Below are 20,779 nucleotides of genomic sequence, written 5' to 3'. Positions count from 1 at the left end.
GGCTATTCCTGCAGCACGGGGTCGGGCTGTTCCGCGAGCCATTGCTTCTTGTCAGGCTCAGGCAACGTGGCATGTTCGATAAGGTACGCGAAGTCGACTTGCTTAGCTGTCGGCCGCTTTCGTGCCTTATGCGCGGTCGCGAGCAGTGGCGGCAGCCGGAAATAGTCGCGTACAGCGTCGCGCTGGCGATGCAGCGCTTCCGCGATCTCGCGCACGAGCCGCGCCGGGATTGTTGCCGGCCGCACCAGCCGCGCGGCAAGCGACGTCAAGATCGAACTGTCGATGCAAAGCAGGCGCTGGAACGACTCAAGGCTGTGGCCTGCCGTTGCGATCTCGGCCGAAAGATCGTGAATGGAGCGCTGACGATCCGCCTCATCGAGAAGCTGTTGCACCCGGCTCATAGTCCGGCTGACAACGCGGTTGATTTCTTCCGGGGCAGGTTCGGCAGTCTCCGCACGTGTTTCGACGTCAACCCATGCGGTGACATAGGCGATGATATCCCGCTTGAAGGCGGGATAAAGGTTCAGCCAGGCTCGAAGTGCGTCGCCGGACGGCGGCGTGCCAAGCGCCCTGATCTCCGTCAGTACATCGTCAAGACTGTGCTGCAATTCAGTCTTCGTGATCATCATTGCCTCCTTGGTGACCAACAAGCCGTCCGGCTCGCTTCACCCAATTGCGAATTGTGCTCTCGTCCACATCATGGTGCTCGGCTATTTCCTCGTAGGTAAGGCCGTGCACGTGATACTGAATGAAGACTTCGCGAAGGACGCCTTCGAGCTTTCCGACGGAATGCCGCAACAAAGCCCGCGCCTCCGGGCTAGGTACGCGCTCGGCGACGGTGTCGAGCGGATCGGGGCTGTCGCCGTCTTCGGAATGGACGGAAGTGTCCGGTTCAACAGCGATGAACTTGCCTTCGAAGGCCGCGTCCCTGCGCCGGCTGACATCTATTCCCTTACGCATCGCATAGTCCGCGAAGTTGGCCTCGGCATACTCCGCCTTGCCCGATTGGACATCCTTCGCCGTAAGCAGCAACACCTCTTGGGCGTGGTCTTCCTTGTCAGGCGCCTTCAGTTTGCGGGACTGCGCCCAGAGAAGAGAGGTCGCGCGCGTCGCAAAACCATTGAATGTCTGGATGTACTTGCGCTTGTCGCCCGACGCATAGGCCGCAATAACAGCGTGAACAAATGTCTCGATACTCCAGCGCTTTTCACGGGCTACGGCGCGCTTGATTTCCTCGCCTTGGGCGATGTCGCTTAGCGCGTACCAGCGCTCCAATTCTTCGGCGACTTCTGGCCGCCGCGTGTACTTAAGAAGTGGCGGAACACCGGAGACATCGGCAACCGCGCTTGTTCGGCGCGCGGGAGTGACCGTGCCCGCCGCCGCACGCTGGCTGGGGTCATCGACCTCCGCTGACTTTGCCATGCCCGATCTCCTTGGGGGTGACCACCTAATGGGTTAGTCGCGAGGAGCCTGAAAAACCGGAATCTAAAAAATACAAATTCTGCTTTTGATTCTGATCACCCTCGGCACCGCAGATCGTAGCGGCACGCGAAGCTTGAGCCAATCGCTGAATGCTAGCCTTAGCTGTAGTGCGGCGCGTGGGCATGCGCACCTCATTCATGTGCCCATTTTGTGCCTAAGAGGGATTGGGAGTGCTCGGCAACGGCGAGCAAGAAAATCTGTAAGCCTTTGGAAATACGCAGAAATGCAAGGTACTGTCGGGAACGCCCAGGAATAAATGAAAAGCCCGCCAGAGGCGGGGCTAAATCATTGCGACGGCTGACTGAATTTGGCTGCGGGAGTAGGATTTAGACCGACGACCCTAAGGTTATGAGCCTGACGAGCTACCGGGCTGCTCTATCCCGCGTCAATCGAGAAACGCTTGTATAATCCTATACTTAACCTCTAGCAAGGAATAATTCTTCCTCCAAAACGCCCGCCATAAGCCATTTATGTGCCATCCAGAATTTTAGCCACAAGCGAATATAAGTCGCGGACCGGGTATTTTTGGCGAACCTTTGAGCCCCCCGCGGCCCTCAGTTTGCGAAAATTGAAAAGAGTTCAGAATGCCGTTCAATCGCTATCGAACCAACCTGCACTCGGCGGTCCTTTCCAACAAGGGAAACAGCGAGGCCGTCATCAATGCGACGCATGCTTGGTACACCGGCGGCGGCCGAGCCGAATTTATTGCCGCGTTTCAGCATGAGACTGGCCTGACGATCGGAAGCCGCAAAGACGAAGCGCTGGTCGAACAGGGGTACCCCAAGAACATCAACGAATATCCCGGCAAGACCGCTTGGGACCAGTATTACATCGCCAATGCTATCATCGCCTTGCGGGAACTTGACCTCATCTTCAAGCCGGGCAGTCCATTCCCATCGGGGGAGCCTGAGATTTTCTACCGCAATCTGGTCGGGCTTTCGCGAAAGATGTTCCTAGACACCATCGTCCTGCTAGAGGATTGGGCGACATTCGCGCATGCCGTGCCCGGGGTTTACGGAATTGGAAAAAGCCGGCTTGAGCGCGCTCTCCCAATCTATCACTCGGCTCTGCAGGTCATCTATGGCAACTTTTCGCCGCTAGCGTTCAGCGACAACCATTCAGATACGTCAGTCAATCAACTAAGGATGGCGATCGAGCTTCGAATTCGGCGAGGCTTCGGTGTCACGGCGAAACTGAACAAGGCCGGTTCGGTCGTCCCTCTTGCCTTGTCTGACATCATTCAGGTGGTCGCTCTGCACAAGCAGAACATCACCTTTCCCATGCCATTCGAGCACATCGAGCGGCTTTACCAATGGTCTAACATCTATATGCACACCGGGCTGAAACAGTATGTCTGGTCACCAATTTTTGCCCTGCATTACCTGCGACCATTCCTTGCTGGCGGCAGCTATCAAGGCGGGACCTCAACGGATGCAGGAATAATAACCGCCTATGGCGTAGTGAAGCAGATACAAACCGGCGTAGAGAATGGTGCTGATAAGACGCAGTTCGATTTCATCTTCGAAGATCCGAATAACTGCGATTTGATCCTTACGCCATGACGGCGCCCCGTCTTATTCTTCCGGCCAAATGGCAGGAAGCCCGACCAGCTCGTGCATCGGCTGGCCCTTCTTGCGTTCGTATTCTTCATCGACAATGACCAGTTCGTCGGTGCCGAGCCCGAGTTGTGGAAGCGGCTTTTGGGTCCAGGGATTGGGAATGAGCAAGCCCGTCTTGCTCGCAAAATTCCAAGGATCGATCTTCATCAGCGCCAACACGCCGCTCAAGCGCGTGTTCTGAGGCTGACCGTCTGGCGGCCCATACCAGACCCCGTCAGGCCTACGCCGATGCTCTACGATTTCCTCGCCATTTGGCCCTTTCGACAACTGCACATATGGGGTGCCAAGTAAGGCGTCAATCACCGCTAGCTCGCTATGGTGGGTCGACAGAGCGTTGATAGCCACAAGATACGGGTGATCGAGCTTGCCGTAGCGCGACGCCTTCTTCCTAAGACCTGGGCGAATTTCCTGACTCGGGTCAATCCGCATGACTGGAGATCGCCGCACTCCAATTGCTCGCCCTTTTTTATCGGGTTTATTGCGGGTCCAAGCGTTGAGTTGAATCTTCGCGCCATGTTCCTCCCAGACAAAGGGAGAGGCCTGCCGCGCGGTCTCGTCCGCGGGCAACCCCGCTATCCAAGACTTGAGCGCCGTCTTCAGCTTCTTGGTGGACAGAGGAGCGGTCGGGCTGCCAGTGACCCTTAGATCGAGGAAGTGCAATGGCGAAGGCGTGCTATCGATCGCGGAAAGCGCCGTGTTGAGACGAGCCTGCGCAGCTACTTGTTGGGCAGATAGGCCGCTCGCCTGCACCGCCTCAACATAGAAGCGATCACCCTTGGCGTTTTCGACGAGGAAGTCGGGGGACTTATCCGTGTGTTCAAGCTTGGGCTCGATCTCCAACACTTTCAAACCCCGTGCCAACAGCATATGGTAGAGAAACAACTCGAAGAACGCGCTCCGATGCTGGTCATCGATGGCCGACCTGAATCTCGCTACGAGGGCGTCCCGATGGCTCTCCGGATAAGCCGCGAACCAAGCGTCCACCTTTTCACGGACACGCGCGGCTTCAGCTCGCCCCGATCGGTTGAGATAGGCGAACTGGGTTTCGTCCTGCAACGGTGGCCCCAAATCGTCGCGGGGAATGTCGTCGAAAATGCTCATGTGGCTGGTTGGCGAGGGGTTAGTCGCTGAAACCTAGCACATTTTTGGGGCGCCGGTTGTAGCTCCGGCCCGAAATCCGACCACGACCGGTGTGCATTCTTCGGCGCTGCCGGCTTCGTCGGGCTTTCGATGGTCGCCGCGATAGCATCCATAGCCTGCGATCGGCTGTCAGAGTGGAAGAGGTGGCCGTAGCGGTCCATCGTCACCTGCAAGCTGGAATGTCCTGCAAAAGGTCTGAACAGTCTTCGGCGGAAAGCCAGCATCGATCCAGCATGAGATCGCGAAGTGCTGGAGCGCGTGCCAGTTGAAGAATTCGGGCGTATCGTTGCGTTGCTGCTCCTGCCACAGGACGGCGAGCCGCTTGAACAGCGCACGCCACTTAGATTTGACCATGGCATCACAATTCCAGTACTCGCCCATGTAGTTCGGGAATACGAGATGGGGGCCTGCGGATAGCGGGTCTTCTGACGCCGTCCTTGCAGGGCGCGCAATACGGCGTCGCCGAGCGGAATGGTGGCGCGTGAAGCTCGCCCGCGCGCACGCCGGTCGATGCGGCAAAAAGGAGGATCACGCGGAAACGCTCGTCGGCAAGCTCAATGATCTGGCGCATCACTTCGCGGTCAGGCGGGATGATCTGCCGCACGTCATCGGCGCGGCTGGCGATCACTTCAACATCCTGGGCGGCGTTGAAGGCGAGAAGATCAATCGAGATGCCGTAGGCCAACATCACTTGCAGCATGCCGATAATCTTGCGGGTGCCGCGAAGCGGCAGCCTCTCGCGCGAGTACCTCCCGCGAGCGGCTCTCTGTTAGCGCCTTCGCGCGAGCTGATCGTACCGCTCCTTCAGTCTCGCTCGCGCTTGCTCTTCGGTCGAGCCAGGGACGCTATCAAGTCGAACGGCTCGCGCCATGATCGTGTTCGGATACAGGTCCAGCGAAACATGGTCAGCTTCTCTGAAATCTCTTCCCGACACTGCACATCATATTCCTCGCATTTTGGAAACCGAGGATCATTCGGGCAAGGTCGCTGAACTCCACCATCAAGCTCCACAAAGCAGCATTCGAAGCTTCGCAGTAAACCGTAGTGCTTTTGTTCAATATCTAGGGGCACGTCTTGCTGCTCAACGATGTCCGAGCCACAGGAAGGGCATCGGTATTCGGCCAATTCCTGTCGCGCCGCGTCTAATTCTGGTTGTAGTTCCGCTAAGTCGACCTCGTTTACTTGGCGCTTCAGCGCAGTTCGGTCGGTCTTTGCGTAGATGTCGGGGCGCCCACCCAATAGTATCTGAAGGGCAATTTTTTCGGCCGACCCCACATCACCTGTCTTGACGGCGACCTTGTCGGCAGCGGCGGGCTGAAGGCGAGCACCTCTTCGCGATCTATGCCGAGCCAGATGGGCAGAACAACGCTATGCCCGCCGATCTCACGGGCTACAAGGCCGCGCAGTTCGTACTCCGGCCGCGCCTTGCGCATGAACGCTTGGCTAGCTGGGTTCGCTGCAAGCCCGCAACCCACGTAGCACGTAGCTAGGCAATTCAAAAGATCGGGCGATACGCGAACTGATAAGCAAACTCTCAAAAGCTTATCAGTTGGCGAAGCCCGACTGGGCTCGTCTGGCGGCGGTCGCAATAGAGCCTGCTCCACCAATCGTCTCTTTGAAACGAGAATTTTTGGGAGACCGCCGGAGACTTCCCGTCATTTTAGACAGAAGCTGGAAGATGACGCGCGACGCCATCGCCCATTAAATTCGACAGCTATATCGGCGCCTCGAGGCGGGACCGGTTCTGCTCTATCACCGCATGGCGGCGTACCGGCCGAACAACATGAGGGTTCACGTCGACTTTAAGCACTATTTCGAATGGAAGCGCCGCGCAGCTGGCGCAATACGTCGCCGATGGCATTGGACAGAGGGGCAAGCATGCCGGCTTCGTCGGGCTCTGACTCAACACAACGTTGAGGAAGCGGTTCTGTGAGGCGGACTTCTAGTCGCCTTGGCTTCTGCCGCGACGAGTAGAGCAGATCACAATGCCGAGAGTGGACTCGCCAAACGGCCGTCAAAAACACCGTTTGAAAAACCGTTTTAGTTCGGCTCTCTCAAACGGTTTCTCTCGCTAAGGTCTTGATTTATATGGTGGGCGCACCAGGGCTCGAACCTGGGACCCGCTGATTAAGAGTCAGCTGCTCTACCAACTGAGCTATGCGCCCGAAAGGCGGTCAAGGCCTTGCGAGGCCGGTCGTTTAGCAAAGCGTTCCGGGTCTGGCAAGCGATCGGACGCAAGTTTTCCAAGGTCTCGTCCGCAGCCCCGAAAATGCGAAAAGCCGCTGGATTCCAGCGGCTTCGCCAGGTTTACGGCCTGAGAACCGGTCCGTTCAGAGCCGGCCCTCCCGGTCCCGGTCGGGACCGCGGTCACGGTCGAAGCGGTCGTGGTGGAAGTGGTCCATGCCCCGTTCCATCATGCGGTCCATGCGCTCCTTGAAGTGGTGGCGCGGGCCGTCCTCGCCGCCGCCGAACGGGCCGCGGTGCCGGGTCAGCACGGCGAGACGCCGTTTCTGGCCCTCATCGAGGGTCTTGTAGAGCGGATCGGCGGCATCGGCGATCTTCTTCAGGGCGGCGGAAGTCGCACCCATGTCCTCGGCGCGCTGGCGCAGGCGGGCGACCGGATCCTCCGGTCTGTCGGCATCCCTCGACATATCACCTGGACCCGCATTCATCCGCGCATTGGCGCGGTCGATGCGCAGCTTGGCGAACTCCCGCACCGCCGCCTCGACCGGCGGCCACAGCTTCTCCTGATCTGCGTTCAGCTTCAGCCCGGCATGGACGGCGGCGATCCGCGCATCGACGAAGGCGGCGCGGTCCTCGGGGCTCATGCGCATGTGGCGGACGTGCTCCATCCACGGGCGATGATATTGGGCATAGACCGCGCCCGAGCCGGCGATGCTGAGCACGGCAATGGCGGCGATGGTGAATTTCTTCATCCTGACCTCCTCTGGAAGGATACCCGCGAGGATGAGCGCGAGGGGGCTGACGCGCAACTTACAACTTGGACAGGAAGCGCGCTCTTACAGAGATGTAATCGCCGTGAATGTCCGTTCAGATGCGAACAAAAATAATTCGCAACAAAAAGGGCTTCCGTGCGCTGCGCGGAAGCCCTTCGTTGGGGTCGCCCGTCGAGGTCAGTTCGTCGGGCTCTTGGCTTCCTTCAGGAACTCGTCGATCAGCCCCTGGCCGATGCGGCCCGCGGCCTCCTTGTAGACCGGCTCCATCGCCTTGCGCATCGCCTCGTCCTGATCGGCCGTCAGCTTGATGATCTCGCTCTTGCCGCTCTTCTTGATCTCGGCCAGCGCGTCATCGTTCTCCTTCTGCGACTGCGCGTTGCTGAACTCGGTCGCCTCTTTCATCGCCTTTGACAATGGGTCACGGATGTCGGCCGGCAGATCGTCCCAGAATTTCTTGTTCACGATCACGACGTAGCCGATGTAGCCGTGATTGGTTTCGGTGATGTACTTCTGAACCTCGTGCATCTTCTGGGTGTAGATGTTCGACCAGGTGTTCTCCTGGCCGTCGACCACGCCGGTCTGGAGTGCCTGGTAGACTTCCGAGAACGCCATCACCTGCGGCAGCGAGCCGAGCGACTTGAACTGGGCCTGGATCACGCGCGAGGATTGGATGCGGAATTTCACGCCCTGATAGTCGGCCGGCGCGATCAGCTTCTTGTTCGCGCTCATCTGCTTGAAGCCGTTGTCCCAATAGGCAAGGCCGGTGATGCCCTTGGCATCCAGCAGCTTCAGCAGCTTGGTGCCGAGCGGCCCTTCCGTCACCTTCCGCAGCGTCTTGATGTCGGGCAGGATGTAAGGCAGGTCGAACACCTCGAACTCGCGGATGCCGAGCGGCCCAAATTTGGAGTTGGACGGCGCCAGCATCTGCACGCTGCCGAGCTGGAGCGCCTCGAGCTCTTCCTTGTCCTTGTAGAGCGTCGAGTTCGGATAGACTTCGACCTTGACCTTGCCGCCGGTGTACTTCTCGGCGAGCTCCTTGAACTTCTCCGCGCCCTTGCCTTTCGGCGTGTCGGTGGCGACGACGTGGCTGAATTTGATGATGATCGGTGATTGAGCCAGTGCCGGCCCGGTCAAACCAAGTGCCAGAGCCGCGATGGACGCGGCGATCGCCAAGGTGCGCATGGTCTCTCCCTATCGTTTGTTTGAGCCACCCGGCGGCGCCGGGTGGCCAATCTTATGCCGGCTGCATCAATAGCGGCTCGCTTACACAGCCGCTATTGTCCCTTAGCAGGGCAGCCATTCAGCTCGCCGCCGCCGTCGTCACATTGTCGCGCTGGCGCTTCATGACGATCTTGTTGAGCGCGCCGAGATAGGCCTTGGCCGAAGCCACCAGGGTATCCGGATCCGCCGCGCGCGCCGTCATCGAGCGGCCGTCCTGCGCCAGCCGCACCGACACTTCCGCCTGCGCGTCGGTGCCCTCGGTGACCGCGTGCACCTGGTACAGCTCGAGCTTGGCCTCGTGCGGCACCAGGCGCTTGATGCAGTTGAAGACGGCGTCGACGGGGCCGTTGCCTTCGGCTTCCTCGATCTTAATCTGGCCGTCGACGTCGAGCTTCATGGTCGCGCGCTGCGGACCGTGGGTGCCGGCGATCACCGTCAGCGAGGTCAGCTTGATGCGGTCGTGCGAGGCCGCCATCTCCTCGTCGACCAGCGCCTCGATGTCCTCGTCGTAGATGTCCTTCTTGCGGTCGGCCAGCGCCTTCATCCGCGTGAACGCATCTTCCAACTGGTTCGGACCGAGCTTGTAGCCCATCTCCTCCAGCTTGTGCACGAAGGCGTGGCGACCGGAATGCTTGCCCAGCACCAGCGACGACTGCTTCAGGCCCACCATCTCGGGGCGCATGATCTCGTAAGTCGAAGCGTCCTTCAGCACGCCGTCCTGGTGAATGCCGCTCTCATGGGCGAAGGCATTCCGGCCGACGATCGCCTTGTTGTATTGCACCGGGAACGAGGTCGCCGCCGAGACCAGCTTCGAGGCGCGGGTCAGCTGCGTCGTGTCGATCTTGTTCCAGTAGGGGAATTTGTCGTTGCGCACGTTGATCGCCATAACGATCTCTTCGAGCGCGGCATTGCCGGCGCGCTCGCCGATGCCGTTGATGGTGCACTCGACCTGGCGCGCGCCGCCGGTGATGCCGGCCAGCGAGTTGGCGACCGCCATGCCGAGATCGTTATGGCAGTGCACGGAGAACACCGCCTTGTCCGAGTTCGGCACGCGCTCGATCAGCGTCCTCATGAAGTGGGTGTATTCCTCCGGCACCGTATAACCGACGGTGTCGGGGATGTTCACCGTGGTGGCGCCGGCCTTGATCACGGCCTCGACGATGCGGCACAAAAAGTCCATCTCGCTGCGGGTGCCGTCCTCGGCCGACCATTCGACGTCGTCGATCTGGTTGCGGGCGCGCGCGACCATGGCGACCGAGGTCTCGATCACCTGCTCCGGGGTCTTGTTCAGCTTCACCCGCATATGCAGCGGCGAGGTCGCGATCACGGTATGGACGCGGCCGCGCTTAGCGAACTTCACGGCTTCGGCACAGCGGTCGATGTCGGCGGGATGGGCGCGCGACAGACCGGCGATGACCGCGTTCTTGGAGCGGCGGGCGATCTCGCTGACCGCCTGGAAGTCGCCTTCGGAGGTGATCGGAAAGCCCGCCTCGATGACGTCGACGCCCATATCATCCAGCAGTTCGGCGACCTCGAGCTTCTCCTCGAAGGTCATGGTGGCGCCGGGGCACTGCTCGCCGTCGCGCAGCGTGGTGTCGAAAATGATGACGCGGTCCTTCTCGGACTTGTTCACGGTGGCCATTCCTAGATTTCCTTTTGAGCGTTTGCGCCGTTCAGAGCCGTTTCAGTCCCTTGGCGCTTGAGGTGTCCGTTGATCTCGACGAACCCCTGAGCGCCCAGGCGCATGGCGCCCAGCCGGCCCTCAGGGGCAAGTAAGAAGAAGGCCGCCAATAAGGAGGGTGGGCAGCAGTGCAGCCGGGATCGCGGCGGCGGCCAGAGCCACCTCCCCCGAAATCCCCTCGATTTGGCCGCGAATCAGCATTGCCGGACCCTGTAGAGCCTCAAATCCTTGGTCAAAACCATTGACGGTTGGTTTCCGGGAGAGGCCCGATGTGGCCGTTTCTAGACGAGAAATGGCCGCAACTGCAACGCCAAAAAGAGGGTCAACATAGGTGACCTAAAAGGGGTAGGCCTACGCCGTGCCGGTGCGGCGAGCGCGCGCCCTGTTCTCCCAACGGTTCAGCATTTGGCCGAGCTCGCCGGTGGGCGCAGCGGTGACGCCCTTCGCGATCTCGTTGGTGTTCGCCGGCGTATTGGCCGAGAGCCAGTCCGGCTGCGTGTACTCGCGCCAGCGGCGCGCCTCCGCGCGTCTTTTTCGGGAGACGTAATCCCGCGTGAAATAGCCAGCCGCAAAGGCAAACGAGAGAAGGATGACCAGGATGACGACCTGCACAATGAGCTCCGGCTTTGTCCCCACGAGCGCCCTGCAATCCAAGCGCACCCGAAGGTGACGAAATTGCGGCCCACGATCACGCCGCGGTTTCAAGTCTGCCCCTCGCAACCGGACGCAGACCGGACTAACCTTCGCCTCGCTCGGCCGGATCAACCGGCCAGCCGAAGATGACCGGGAGGACACGATGACACGCCAGGAGGCTCCTGAGCAGGAGCAGCGTGCGCACGATGCTGCGCTTTCACGACGAACGCTGGTCGGGGGGCTGGCGCTCGGCGCCGCGGCCACGTTGGCGGGCCCCGCGCTGGCCCAGACCGGGCCTGCCGCACCGCCGACGACGATCACGACGCCGCCGCGCGATTTCGGCCCGGGCGGCGCGCCGACAACCTATTTCTGGGACCCCGACATCATCGCGGTCGATCCGTCCTTCAACGATCTCGCGCAGCCCAACACCGCGATCAAGCGTCTCTACACCGGGCTGCTCTGGGCCGAAGGCCCGGCGTGGAGCGCGCAGGGCCGCTATCTCTTGTGGAGCGACATTCCCAACAACCGGCAAATGCGCTGGACCGAGGACGACGGCCGCGTCAGCGTGTTCCGCTCGCCCTCCAACAATTCCAACGGCAACTCGTTCGACTTCCAGGGCCGCCAGCTCTCCTGCGAACACCTGACGCGGCGGGTGACGCGCTACGAGCATGACGGCACCGCCACCGTGCTCGCCGAGTCCTACCAGGGCAAGAAGCTGAACTCGCCGAACGACATCGCCGCGCATCCCGACGGCAGCTATTGGTTCACCGATCCGCCGTATGGCGGCCAGCTCTACGAAGGCGAGCCCGACGTCGCGGGCGGCCCGAGCAATGCAGGCGGCAAGCTCAATCCGCGGATCGGGCAGCCGGCCGGCTTCGTGCCGGGCAAGCGCGAGCTGCCGACCAATTGCTATCGCATCGATCCCTCCGGCCGCATCGACCTCGTCGTCACCGAAGACCAGGTGCCCGACCCGAACGGGCTCTGCTTCTCGCCCGACTACAAGAAGCTCTACATCGCCTCGACCGGCAAGGGTCCGGGCGACACCGGCCCCGGCGGCAAGGGCGAGATCTTCGTGTTCGACGTCGGCAGCGACAACAAGCTGTCGAACCTGAAGAAGTTCACCGATTGCGTGATCGACGGCGTGAAGTGCGGACCGGATGGCCTGCGTTGCGACGTCAACGGCAATCTCTGGGCCTCCAGCAATGCCGGACGCGCGGTCGGCTACAGCGGCGTCACGGTGTGGTCGCCGGAGGGCAAGCTGCTCGGCCGCATCCGTCTGCCGGAAGTGTGCGGCAACGTCTGCTTCGGCGGCCCCAAGCGCAACCGCCTGTTCATGGCCGCGAGCCAATCGCTCTACGCGGTATATACGGCGACGCAGGGCGCAGGGCCGGGCTGAAACGCAGCGAGCCTTGCTACGACATGGCGCCGGCGGCCCTCGCCGGCGCCGAACTTTTTTGATCGAAGCACCAACCTGCCAACAGAGGTGACTTTCGGACAGAGCACGTCATAAATGAGCCATGGCAAACAAAATATTGGCAGACAAAATTCGCGTCGTTGTTCTCTATGGCGGCAGGTCCGGCGAGCATGAGGTCTCGCTGAAATCGGCGGCCTCCGCATTCAGGCATCTCGACCGCACCCGCTTCGAGGTGATCCCGGTCTCCATCGACAAGGAGGGCCGCTGGCAATGGAACGATCTTGGTGCGCTCGATCTGGCGCAGACGACGTCCTTGCCGATCCTGCCCAATGCGCCCGAGATACGGCTCGCCAGAGAACCTGACGGACGGGTGGCTCTCATGCCTGTAACTGCAGGGACGATGGATCCGCTCGAGATCGACGTCGTCTTTCCGGTCATCCATGGCCCGCTTTGCGAGGACGGCACCGTGCAGGGCCTGCTTGAATTGGCCGACGTCGCCTATGTCGGATCCGGCGTTCTCGCCTCTGCCGTCAGCATGGACAAGGACGTCGCCAAGCGGCTCGCCGAATTCGCCGGCATTCCGGTCGCGCCCTATCGCGTGCTCACAAGCAAGGCCTTCGCGCAGGACCGTAGCTCGTCGCTTGCGAAGGCGGGCGGGGGCCTGAGCCTCCCGGTGTTCGTCAAGCCGTGCAATATGGGCTCCAGTGTCGGCATTCACAAGGTCAAGACCTTGGATGCGCTCGGAGCGGCGCTCGACGATGCCTTTCGTTATGACATCAAGGTGCTGGTCGAACAGGGCATCGACGCACGCGAGATCGAGGTCGCGGTGCTCGAGGGCGAGACGCTGTTCGCCAGCGTTGCCAGCGAGCTCAATCCGAACGCCCATCACGAGTTCTATTCCTACGAAGCGAAATATATCGATCCTGACGGCGCCCGGGTCGATCTTCCCGCGAGGTTGGACGCGGCGCAGATGGAGCGCGTGCGCGCGCTGGCGACGCAGGTGTTCGCGGCGCTCGAATGCAGCGGCTTCGCGCGCGTCGACTTCTTCCTCGACCGGCAAACCGGAAACTTCTATTTCAATGAGATCAACACCCTGCCCGGCTTCACCTCGATCAGCATGTATCCGAAGATGATGGAAGCCTCGGGCGTGCCTTATAGCGAGCTGCTGACGCGCCTCATCGACCTGGCGCTGGAGCGGCACCGGCAGCGGCAATCGCTGGAACGGGGTTACGCGAGCTAGGTTGTCTTCGCTCGGGAGCAAAGCGCCCCACGAATTGACGCGAACCGGGGTAGATACCATGCGCGTTGTGATCTGCGGCGGCGGCGTGATCGGGGCCTGCACCGCTTATTTCCTTCGCCGCCACGGCATCGACGCGATCGTCGTGGAGCGAACCGAGGTCGCAGCTGCTGCCTCCGGCAAGGCCGGCGGCTTCCTGGCCCAGGACTGGTGCGCCGGCACGTCGCTCGACGCGCTCGCGCGGCGTAGCTTTGCACTTCACGCGCAACTGCCGGAGGAGATCGCCGGCGATTGGGGCTACCGGCCGATGACCGCCTATAGCGGCTTCGTTGCCACCGAGGGCACTGCGCGCAAGGACGCACCATCCGCACTCGGCTGGCTCAGCAACGGCGTCGTCATCACACAACGCATCGGTACGATAGAGACAACGGCAATCGTTCATCCCCGCAAGTTCACGTCGGCTGTGATGAACGCGGCCCTTGCGCAAGGCGCGGAGCTTTACCCTGGCCGTGTCACCGGCATCGTGCGCGATGGCGACCATGCGGCCGGCGTCGAGATCGAAGGCACCCTGGTCGAGGCGAATGCCGTCGTGATCGCGATGGGACCGTGGTCGCTGCTCGCGTCGCAATGGACCAGCCTGCCGGCCGTTTACGGCCAGCGCAGCCCTAGCATCGTGTACGACACCGCCTCCGACGTGCCGGCCGATGCGTTATTCCTGGAGTATGAGGAAGCCGGCAGCGCGGTCTCGATCGAGGTCTTCCCGCGCGCCGATGGCAGCACACACATCACGGCCCTCTCCGACATCGCAGCGCTGCCGCTCGATCCTGCCGCCGTGACGCCGGACGTTGATGCGATCGCCCGGCTGCAACGCATGTCGGAGCGGCTGTCACCGCTGTTCCGTCCCGAAAGGATCATCGCACAGCAGGCCTGTTTCCGTCCGGTGACGGAGGACGGCTTGCCGCTGATCGGCAAGGTGCCGTACAGCGAGGGTCTCTATGTTGCGACCGGACACAATGTCTGGGGCATCCTCAATGCACCCGCCACCGGAGAAGCGCTGGCGCAGTTGATCGCCGAGGGCGCAACGCGCGAGATCGACCTGTCGCCATTCGATCCCGCCCGGCTGACACCGCTTGATCCATCCCTGCTGCAGGCACGCTGAACCACTTGACGGCATCGGCCGCCGCTCGCTCGCGGCCGGCCCAGGCCAACATCAGACCCCATCCGCTCCACGGGACGCGGTGGGCCTCTCTCCTTAGCCTTCGCAACTGCGTTATGCCGCCGCTGGCGCCCATCGACCTTGGGCGATGTTGACTTTCCGCCGCCCCCCCTCCACATACTTCGCAAAAAAGCAACCAATCATAAGAACGGGTTTTGAGGGAGGATAGGATGCCGACTTCACGCAGGCAGCTGCTGAAGACATCGGCGGCTGCCGCCGCCGCACTCAGCCTCGATTGGACACGCGCCCAAGCACAAGCCGAGACTATACGCATCGGCCTGATTTACGACCTCACCGGCCCCTTCGCCGCCGGCGGCTCGGTCGCATCGTCGATCGGCGCGCAGATCGCCATCGATCTCGTCAACGAGAAGGGCGGTGTCGGCGGCAAATACAAGGTTGCTCCGGTCGCCGCGGATTCGCAGAGCAAGCCCGACGTTGCGATCAACGAGGCCGAACGCCTGATCAACCAAGAGAAGATCGACATCCTCAACGGCGTCTATGCCAGCTCGCATGCGGTGCCGCTCGCGGCCAAGGTCGAGCAGCAAAAAAAGATCCTCTGGATCACGACCGCGGTCTCGACCGCCGTGTTCAAGGACAAGAACCTGCAACACGTATTTCGCGCGCAGATCCATTCGGATCAATACGGCCAGGCCTTTGCAAGCTTCCTCACCGAGCACGCCAAAGCCAAGCTCGGCATGGATCCGAAGGAGGTCAAGGTCGCGTTGATCCACGAGGACGGCCCTTATGGCGTCGGCGTTGCCTCCGCTGACGAAGCCTATGCCAAAGAGGCCGGCATTCCGGTGGTGCTGCGCGAAGGCTACTCGGCCTCGGCGCCCGATCTCTCGGTGCTGGTGACGAAGATCAAGCGGGCCAAGGCCGACGTGATCTCGCATGCGGGCTACAACCCTGACATCACCCTGTTCCTGCGCCAGGCCCGCGAGAGCGGGTTGCGCTTCAAGATGCTGTTCGGAGCCGGTGCCGGCTACAGCCAGCTCGACAAGCTGCGCGCCACGTTCGGCGCCGACATCGACCATTTCTGCAACATCGACCCGGTGCCGGCGCAGCTGCTCGATCCCGCCAAGCTCGCGCCCGGCATGGGCGATCTGATCAAGACCATGGTCAGTCGCTATCAGGCCAAGACCGGCGCCACCGACGTGCCGCCGCACTGCTCGATGGGCTTCAACCAGACCTGGGTGCTGCTCAACAACGTGCTGCCTGTCGCCAAGGAGAAGTACGGCAGCTTCGAGCCCGAGGCGATCCGGAAAGCGGCGCTCGACGTCGACATCCCCGCGGGCGGCACGATCCAGGGCTATGGCGTGAAATTCTTCCCGCCGGGCACGCCGCTCTCCGGCCAGAACGAACGTTCGACGCCGGTCGTGATGCAGAACGCCGGCGCGCACATCTCCGTGGTGTGGCCGACCAACATCCGCACGCAGGACCCGGTCTTCCCGCTGCCGAAGGGCTCGACCTACGGGGCGTGAGGGGGCGGCACGGGCAGTGTACACCCTCTCCCCTTGCGGAAGAGGGTGGCTCGCCGCGTTGCGGCGAGACGGGTGAGGGGTCCCCCTCCGCGTGTTCAACTCTCATTGGGATGCGCGGAAACAACCCCTCATCCGGCGCTTCGCGCCACCTTCTCCCGCAAGGGGAGAAGGGAAGCGTGCCTGCGGAGACACGTTGCTTTCACAACACCACCCGCCGCCCCTCCTCCGCCGCCCAATATCCTGCGTAGTTCACCTTGATCGTCTCATAGGCCAGCGCGAGGTCCGACAGCGGCTGGCGGCCCGTCGCGACGCATTCCATGAAGTCCTGGATCTCCTGCAAATAGCCGCGCGTCCATTCCTCCTCGAGGCAGACATATTGCCAGCCGGTTTTGCGGTCGACCTTCTCGGTGATGTAGACGGAAGCGAGCTTCTCCTCGCTGGTCTGATAGCTCATCAGATGATTGTTGGGCGTGATGTTGGCAAACAGCGAGCCGCCGCTCGTATAGGTCTCGATCAGATTGCGCACCCCGCCCATGATCATGTCGCCGGAGAACACCGTCGCCTTGGTGCCGTCCGAGAAAGTGGCGGTGAGCGTGCCCCAGTCCTCGACATCGACGGGATTGGCCTTGATGTAGCTGCGCTCCTCCGGCTTGAGCCCGGCGGTGACGTTGCCGACATCGCCGGTGACGCTGGCCACATGGATGCGCTCGCCGCGCGCCTTGGCTTCGACCTGCTTCAGATACAGCACGGCCGAGAGGGGATGGCAGCCCATGCGGATCAGCGAGCCGCCGCCGGTCATCGCCCATTGCGCGGCATGCGCGGCGTGCGAGCCGGAATGGCTCTCCTCGCCCTTCATGAACAGAATCTTGTCCTTGGTCGCCTTGATGATCTCGGCGGTCTTGGTTGCGGCCGGCGCGTAGATCCAGTCCTCGGCATACATGAAGAGCTTGCCCGTGCGCTCGATCGCGGCCCGCGTCCTGTCCATCTCTTCGATCACGCGTTCATACATCAGCGCCTTCGGCACGTGCTTGCCGATCGGCTGCTGATCGCCTTCGCGGCCGAAATAGCCGGCGAACGGCTTTTCGCAGATGACGTGCTTGCCGGACTGCATGGCGGCGACGATCATCTCGGCGTGAAGATTGGGCGGGGTGCAGATGTCGACGACGTCGAGATCGCGGTCGGCGATCAGCTCGGCGAAGCTGCGGTAAACACGCGGGATATTGTGATGCCCGGCAAACGCGACAACCTTGTCGCCGCGGGCAGCAACCGCCGCGACCTCGACGTCAACGCCATAGACGCGCCGGAACGCATACATGTGCAACTCCGACACGAAGCCGCAGCCGACGAGTCCTACCCTGATCCTTGTCATAGCGCCCCCTTTGCATTGGGCGGCACTATAGCGCGCTCGGACGCCTAATCCACCGAGACCTGAACGACGCCCGCGCCCATGATGCAATGGACCCGGCAGGGCCATCACACGTTGTTACTGCCGGTGGAACACCAGCGTGCGGACTTCGATGCTCTCGCGGGGCGCAGCATCGGCCGGCGTGGTCGGATCGACGAATGCGGTATGCGGCCCGAAACGGGTCCGGCCGTCGGTTGCGGAATCGTAGCACTTCAGCAGCAGCGCCTCATCCGGCGTCATCTCCGGGAAATAGAACCAGCGGTGGTTCGGATTGTATTTCACCGAATAGGTCTCGCCGCGGCGGTTGGGATAGATCAGGTCGGAAGCGACGAGGTCTTCCGGCTTGACCGTGGTGCCGTCGGCCATGGCGAGCGGTGAATCCCGCAAGGGACCGCGGATCGGCCGCCACAGATTGATCACCTGCACGCGTCCCTTCAGCAGCTCGTCGGCTTCATCAGGCAGATGCTCGCGCACGCGGTTGGCGCCGGAGATTGCCGTCTGGTCGACATGGACGCGCGTGGCCGGCTGACGCGGGCCGCCGTCGCGGATATCCGGCGCGCCTTCGACACGCTTGCGCACGGTGTGGTCGAAGATGACGACGCGGTCGGCCTTCAGCGTCGCGCGCAGGAACGCCTCGATCGCTGGATAGTAGACGCTGCGGATTTCCTCGTCGTTGTAAAAATCCTTCACCTGGGTCGGATGACGCACCAACGCAAAGCCCTCGCGATCCAGCGAGAAGTTCTGCGCGATCAGCCGCGCATCGAAGATCGGCACCTGATGCGGCTCCGGCAGCGAGGTGGTTTTCGGCTCACCCGGCGGCGGATCGAACGCGTAGGTGCGCGGCTTGCCGTCGATCGGTGCGAGATAATTGAGTTCGGCGGTGACGAAGGGAAGCGATTCGATTTTTGTTTCTTGCAGGCCCATGGCCGGTCTCCCGATGTGGTCGTCGGATTGATCTTTGCGGGAGTGCGCCGTGCCGCAAGAGCTGCGGCGCAAATAGCAATAAGGGTGTTGTCGCGAGCGCTATGGGCAGGAGGATTGTTTCGAGGAACGCGATCAAGTTGGAAGTTGTCTTCCTGCTTCACGGATGCTTGAGCGCTTGAGAGGTCTCGTGCCCCGGACGCAGCGCATCACGAAGTGGTGCGCTGCTGAGCCGGGGCCCATCTAACCAAACGCAATCGGTGCGCCATGGGGCCGGCTCAGCGCAGCAGCGTTTCACGCTGCAGCGCGTCCGGGACACGAGAGTTGCGTAAAGGCTACAACCCCACCTTCGCGATCGCGTCCGTGAACGAGCGATCGACGATCTCCGCGGCATCCAGCTTCTGCTTGATCAGGCCCCAGCGGAAATAGAGGTCGATCGTCGCCTGCTCGTCTTTGACCACGCCGTCATCGATCGGCGCGATCCTGATCTTGGCGCGTGACAGCCAGTTCTGCGGCACGGCGGTGGGGATGTTCATCAACCTGCCCCAGGTCGCGGCATAGCTGTCCATATTTTTTAGCGACCAGGCCCGCGCCGCGGTGAGGCGGCGGATGAAATCGGTCAGCTCGGCGCGCTTGTCCCTGATCGCGTCGGGCCGCGCTACCTGGAAGCTCAGCCCCGGCGTCAGCCCTTCCGAGGTGATGACGCGCCGCGACTTGAACAGCACCTCCTCCTGGCTCACATACGGCTCCCAGGTCGACCATGCATCGACCGAGCCTTGCGTGTAGGCGATCTTGGCGTCGGACGGCGCCAGGAACGCGATCTGGACGTCGTTCGCGCTCCAGCCGTTCTTCTCCAGCGCAGCAAGGATCAGCTGATGGCCGATCGAGCCGCGGCTGGTCGCGATCTTCTTACCCCGGAGATCGGCAAAGCTCTTGATCGGCGAATTCTCGGGCACGAGGATGGCGAGCCCCTCGCGCGTCTGCCGGATAGCAGCGATCGCCTTCACCGGCGCGCCCGACGCGGCGGCGAAGGTGAAGGGCGCATCGCCAACGAGGCCGGTCTCGATCGCGCCGGCGCTGAGCGCCTCCAGAAGCGGCGCGGCCGCCGGAAACTCTCTCCACTCGATCTTGTAGGGCACATCCTTGAGCACGCCGGCCGCTTCCATCACGGCCTGCGCATTGCCCTTCTGGTCCCCGACACGGAGCGTGGTTTGCGCAGCTGCGACTTCGAACGAAGCGAACAGCAGCGCGCCGGCCAACATGAGGCGGATCATTCTGCGGCCTCGCCGCGAACGGCCTGGCGCTTGGCGACCAGCTCGCGTGTCAGCGGGATCAGCTCCCGGCCGTATTCGATGCTATCGATCAGCGGATCGAAGCCGCGGATTAGGAAATGGCTGATGCCGAGATCGTAATAGTCACCGAAGACCTCCGCAACCTGCTCGGGCGTGCCGACCAGTGCCGTGGTGTTGCTGTTAGCGCCGGTCAGCTTTGCGATCTCGGTCCAGAGCCGCTTGTCGATGCGGCTGCCCTGATCGGCGAGCGCGAGCAGGCGCCGTGCGCCGGCGGTGGCATGCCCGTCAGCGGGCTTGCGATAGCCGGTCTTGTCCTGGAGCGCGGTGGCGCGCGCGAGAATTTCCTCCGCCTTCTCCCAGGCCTGCTTCTCGGTCGGTGCAATGATCGGCCGCACCGACAGGCTGAAGCGCGGCGTCGGCCGCCCCTGCCGGACCGCGGCGTTGTGCACGCGCGAGGTGATATCGCGCACCTGCGCGTAGGATTCGCCCCATAGCGCAAAGGTGTCGGCATGCTTGCCAGCGACGTCGATCGCCGCATCCGAGGCGCCGCCGAAATAGACGCGGATGCCTTCGGGGCGATACGGCTTCACCTGCGAGAAGGCGTTCTCGACCTGGTAGTACCTGCCCTTGTAGCTGAACGGCTTGTCGCTGCTCCATTGCAGCTTGAGCACGTCGAGGAATTCAGAGGTGCGGGCATAGCGCTCGTCCTTGTCGTCGAGCGTGTTGCCGTCTTGCCGCAGCTCGGTGGCGTTGCCGCCGGTGATGACATGGAGCGCGACGCGGCCGCGGGAAAACTGGTCGAGCACGGCGAACTGCCGCGCCAGCAATGTCGGGGCGGTAAAGCCGGGCCGCTGCGCGATGAGCACGTTGAGCTTCTCGGTGTGATTGAGCACGTGCTGGGCGACCTGGAGCGCATCGGGCGAGGTCGAATGAAACGCCAGCAGCGCGCGGTCGAAGCCGGCATTCTCATGCGCCTTCGCCACCGTCTCGATATGGGTCGGATTGAGCACCGGTCCTTCCCGGACGATGGTCTCGGACGAATTGTTGTTGCTGATGAAGCCGATGAACTCGATCGACATG

The 20,779-nt window shown here is 62.2% G+C and carries 18 protein-coding genes and 2 tRNA genes; 5 read left to right on the top strand and 15 right to left on the bottom strand.

Annotation, left to right across the window (positions count from 1 at the left end):
- Nucleotides 1-2 precede the first annotated feature (2 nt).
- From I6F16_RS08200 to I6F16_RS08190, 3 genes are all read right to left on the bottom strand, one after another.
- Nucleotides 3-626 (bottom strand): hypothetical protein, encoded by a 624-nt coding sequence (locus tag I6F16_RS08200; RefSeq protein ID WP_225173555.1) that lies wholly within the window; start codon nucleotides 624-626, stop codon nucleotides 3-5.
- Entirely contained in the window at nucleotides 610-1,422 is an 813-nt protein-coding gene (locus tag I6F16_RS08195; RefSeq protein ID WP_225173554.1) for a sigma factor-like helix-turn-helix DNA-binding protein, read from the bottom strand. Before I6F16_RS08195 ends, I6F16_RS08200 begins: the two co-directional genes overlap by 17 nt.
- Nucleotides 1,423-1,790: 368 nt before the next feature.
- A tRNA-Met gene (locus tag I6F16_RS08190) sits at nucleotides 1,791-1,867 on the bottom strand.
- A gap of 199 nt (nucleotides 1,868-2,066) precedes the next feature.
- Here I6F16_RS08190 and I6F16_RS08185 point away from each other — a divergent pair.
- The gene (locus I6F16_RS08185; RefSeq protein ID WP_225173553.1) at nucleotides 2,067-3,044 is read left to right on the top strand and encodes a hypothetical protein; all 978 of its coding nucleotides are present in this window, start codon (nucleotides 2,067-2,069) and stop codon (nucleotides 3,042-3,044) included.
- 12 nt (nucleotides 3,045-3,056) lie between these two features.
- On the opposite strand, the gene I6F16_RS08180 is transcribed toward I6F16_RS08185, so the two are convergent.
- The 8 genes from I6F16_RS08180 to I6F16_RS08145 form a co-directional block, all read right to left on the bottom strand.
- A complete protein-coding gene (locus tag I6F16_RS08180) occupies nucleotides 3,057-4,202 on the bottom strand; it encodes a hypothetical protein (RefSeq protein ID WP_225173552.1) in 1,146 nt (381 codons plus the stop codon).
- Nucleotides 4,203-4,370: 168 nt separating this feature from the next.
- Nucleotides 4,371-4,595 carry a hypothetical protein gene (locus I6F16_RS08175; RefSeq protein ID WP_225173551.1) on the bottom strand — a complete coding sequence of 75 codons (225 nt, stop codon included), beginning with the start codon at nucleotides 4,593-4,595 and terminating at the stop codon, nucleotides 4,371-4,373.
- 4 nt (nucleotides 4,596-4,599) lie between these two features.
- Nucleotides 4,600-4,941 (bottom strand): hypothetical protein, encoded by a 342-nt coding sequence (locus tag I6F16_RS08170; protein WP_225173550.1) that lies wholly within the window; start codon nucleotides 4,939-4,941, stop codon nucleotides 4,600-4,602.
- Nucleotides 4,942-6,330: 1,389 nt separating this feature from the next.
- A tRNA-Lys gene (locus I6F16_RS08165) sits at nucleotides 6,331-6,406 on the bottom strand.
- 165 nt (nucleotides 6,407-6,571) lie between these two features.
- On the bottom strand, nucleotides 6,572-7,177 hold the full coding sequence (locus tag I6F16_RS08160) for a Spy/CpxP family protein refolding chaperone (RefSeq protein ID WP_225114498.1): 606 nt from the start codon (nucleotides 7,175-7,177) through the stop codon (nucleotides 6,572-6,574).
- 198 nt (nucleotides 7,178-7,375) lie between these two features.
- Entirely contained in the window at nucleotides 7,376-8,380 is a 1,005-nt protein-coding gene (locus I6F16_RS08155; protein ID WP_225114499.1) for a TRAP transporter substrate-binding protein, read from the bottom strand.
- 118 nt (nucleotides 8,381-8,498) lie between these two features.
- Entirely contained in the window at nucleotides 8,499-10,061 is a 1,563-nt protein-coding gene (locus I6F16_RS08150) for a 2-isopropylmalate synthase (RefSeq protein ID WP_036037552.1), read from the bottom strand.
- 390 nt (nucleotides 10,062-10,451) lie between these two features.
- On the bottom strand, nucleotides 10,452-10,715 hold the full coding sequence (locus tag I6F16_RS08145) for a hypothetical protein (RefSeq protein ID WP_225114519.1): 264 nt from the start codon (nucleotides 10,713-10,715) through the stop codon (nucleotides 10,452-10,454).
- Nucleotides 10,716-10,896: 181 nt separating this feature from the next.
- Between I6F16_RS08145 and I6F16_RS08140 the strand changes: the two genes are divergently transcribed.
- The 4 genes from I6F16_RS08140 to I6F16_RS08125 all read left to right on the top strand — a co-directional run bounded on the left by I6F16_RS08140 (nucleotide 10,897) and on the right by I6F16_RS08125 (nucleotide 16,081).
- Nucleotides 10,897-12,129 (top strand): SMP-30/gluconolactonase/LRE family protein, encoded by a 1,233-nt coding sequence (locus I6F16_RS08140; RefSeq protein ID WP_036006753.1) that lies wholly within the window; start codon nucleotides 10,897-10,899, stop codon nucleotides 12,127-12,129.
- 136 nt (nucleotides 12,130-12,265) lie between these two features.
- Nucleotides 12,266-13,387: a D-alanine--D-alanine ligase family protein gene (locus tag I6F16_RS08135; protein WP_225114500.1), complete on the top strand. Its 1,122-nt coding sequence runs from the start codon at nucleotides 12,266-12,268 to the stop codon at nucleotides 13,385-13,387.
- Nucleotides 13,388-13,445: 58 nt separating this feature from the next.
- On the top strand, nucleotides 13,446-14,543 hold the full coding sequence (locus I6F16_RS08130; protein ID WP_225114501.1) for an FAD-dependent oxidoreductase: 1,098 nt from the start codon (nucleotides 13,446-13,448) through the stop codon (nucleotides 14,541-14,543).
- A 227-nt stretch (nucleotides 14,544-14,770) separates the two neighbouring features.
- A complete protein-coding gene (locus I6F16_RS08125; RefSeq protein ID WP_225114502.1) occupies nucleotides 14,771-16,081 on the top strand; it encodes an ABC transporter substrate-binding protein in 1,311 nt (436 codons plus the stop codon).
- A 199-nt stretch (nucleotides 16,082-16,280) separates the two neighbouring features.
- Here the strand turns inward: I6F16_RS08125 and I6F16_RS08120 are convergent, their stop codons facing one another.
- The 4 genes from I6F16_RS08120 to I6F16_RS08105 form a co-directional block, all read right to left on the bottom strand.
- Nucleotides 16,281-17,450 (bottom strand): Gfo/Idh/MocA family oxidoreductase, encoded by a 1,170-nt coding sequence (locus I6F16_RS08120; protein ID WP_225114503.1) that lies wholly within the window; start codon nucleotides 17,448-17,450, stop codon nucleotides 16,281-16,283.
- Nucleotides 17,451-17,564: 114 nt separating this feature from the next.
- Nucleotides 17,565-18,410, bottom strand: a complete 846-nt coding sequence (locus tag I6F16_RS08115) for a CmcJ/NvfI family oxidoreductase (protein ID WP_225114504.1) — start codon at nucleotides 18,408-18,410, stop codon at nucleotides 17,565-17,567.
- A gap of 332 nt (nucleotides 18,411-18,742) precedes the next feature.
- Nucleotides 18,743-19,681 carry an ABC transporter substrate-binding protein gene (locus I6F16_RS08110; protein WP_225173549.1) on the bottom strand — a complete coding sequence of 313 codons (939 nt, stop codon included), beginning with the start codon at nucleotides 19,679-19,681 and terminating at the stop codon, nucleotides 18,743-18,745.
- Nucleotides 19,678-20,778: an LLM class flavin-dependent oxidoreductase gene (locus I6F16_RS08105; RefSeq protein WP_225114506.1), complete on the bottom strand. Its 1,101-nt coding sequence runs from the start codon at nucleotides 20,776-20,778 to the stop codon at nucleotides 19,678-19,680. The genes I6F16_RS08110 and I6F16_RS08105 overlap by 4 nt, the downstream gene beginning before the upstream one ends.
- Nucleotide 20,779 lies beyond the last annotated feature (1 nt).

It is taken from the genome of Bradyrhizobium sp. IC4060, assembly GCF_020193715.1.
In the GTDB taxonomy this organism is placed as follows: Bacteria; Pseudomonadota; Alphaproteobacteria; order Rhizobiales; family Xanthobacteraceae; genus Bradyrhizobium; species Bradyrhizobium yuanmingense.
This window is presented reverse-complemented; position numbering and strand designations above follow the sequence as displayed.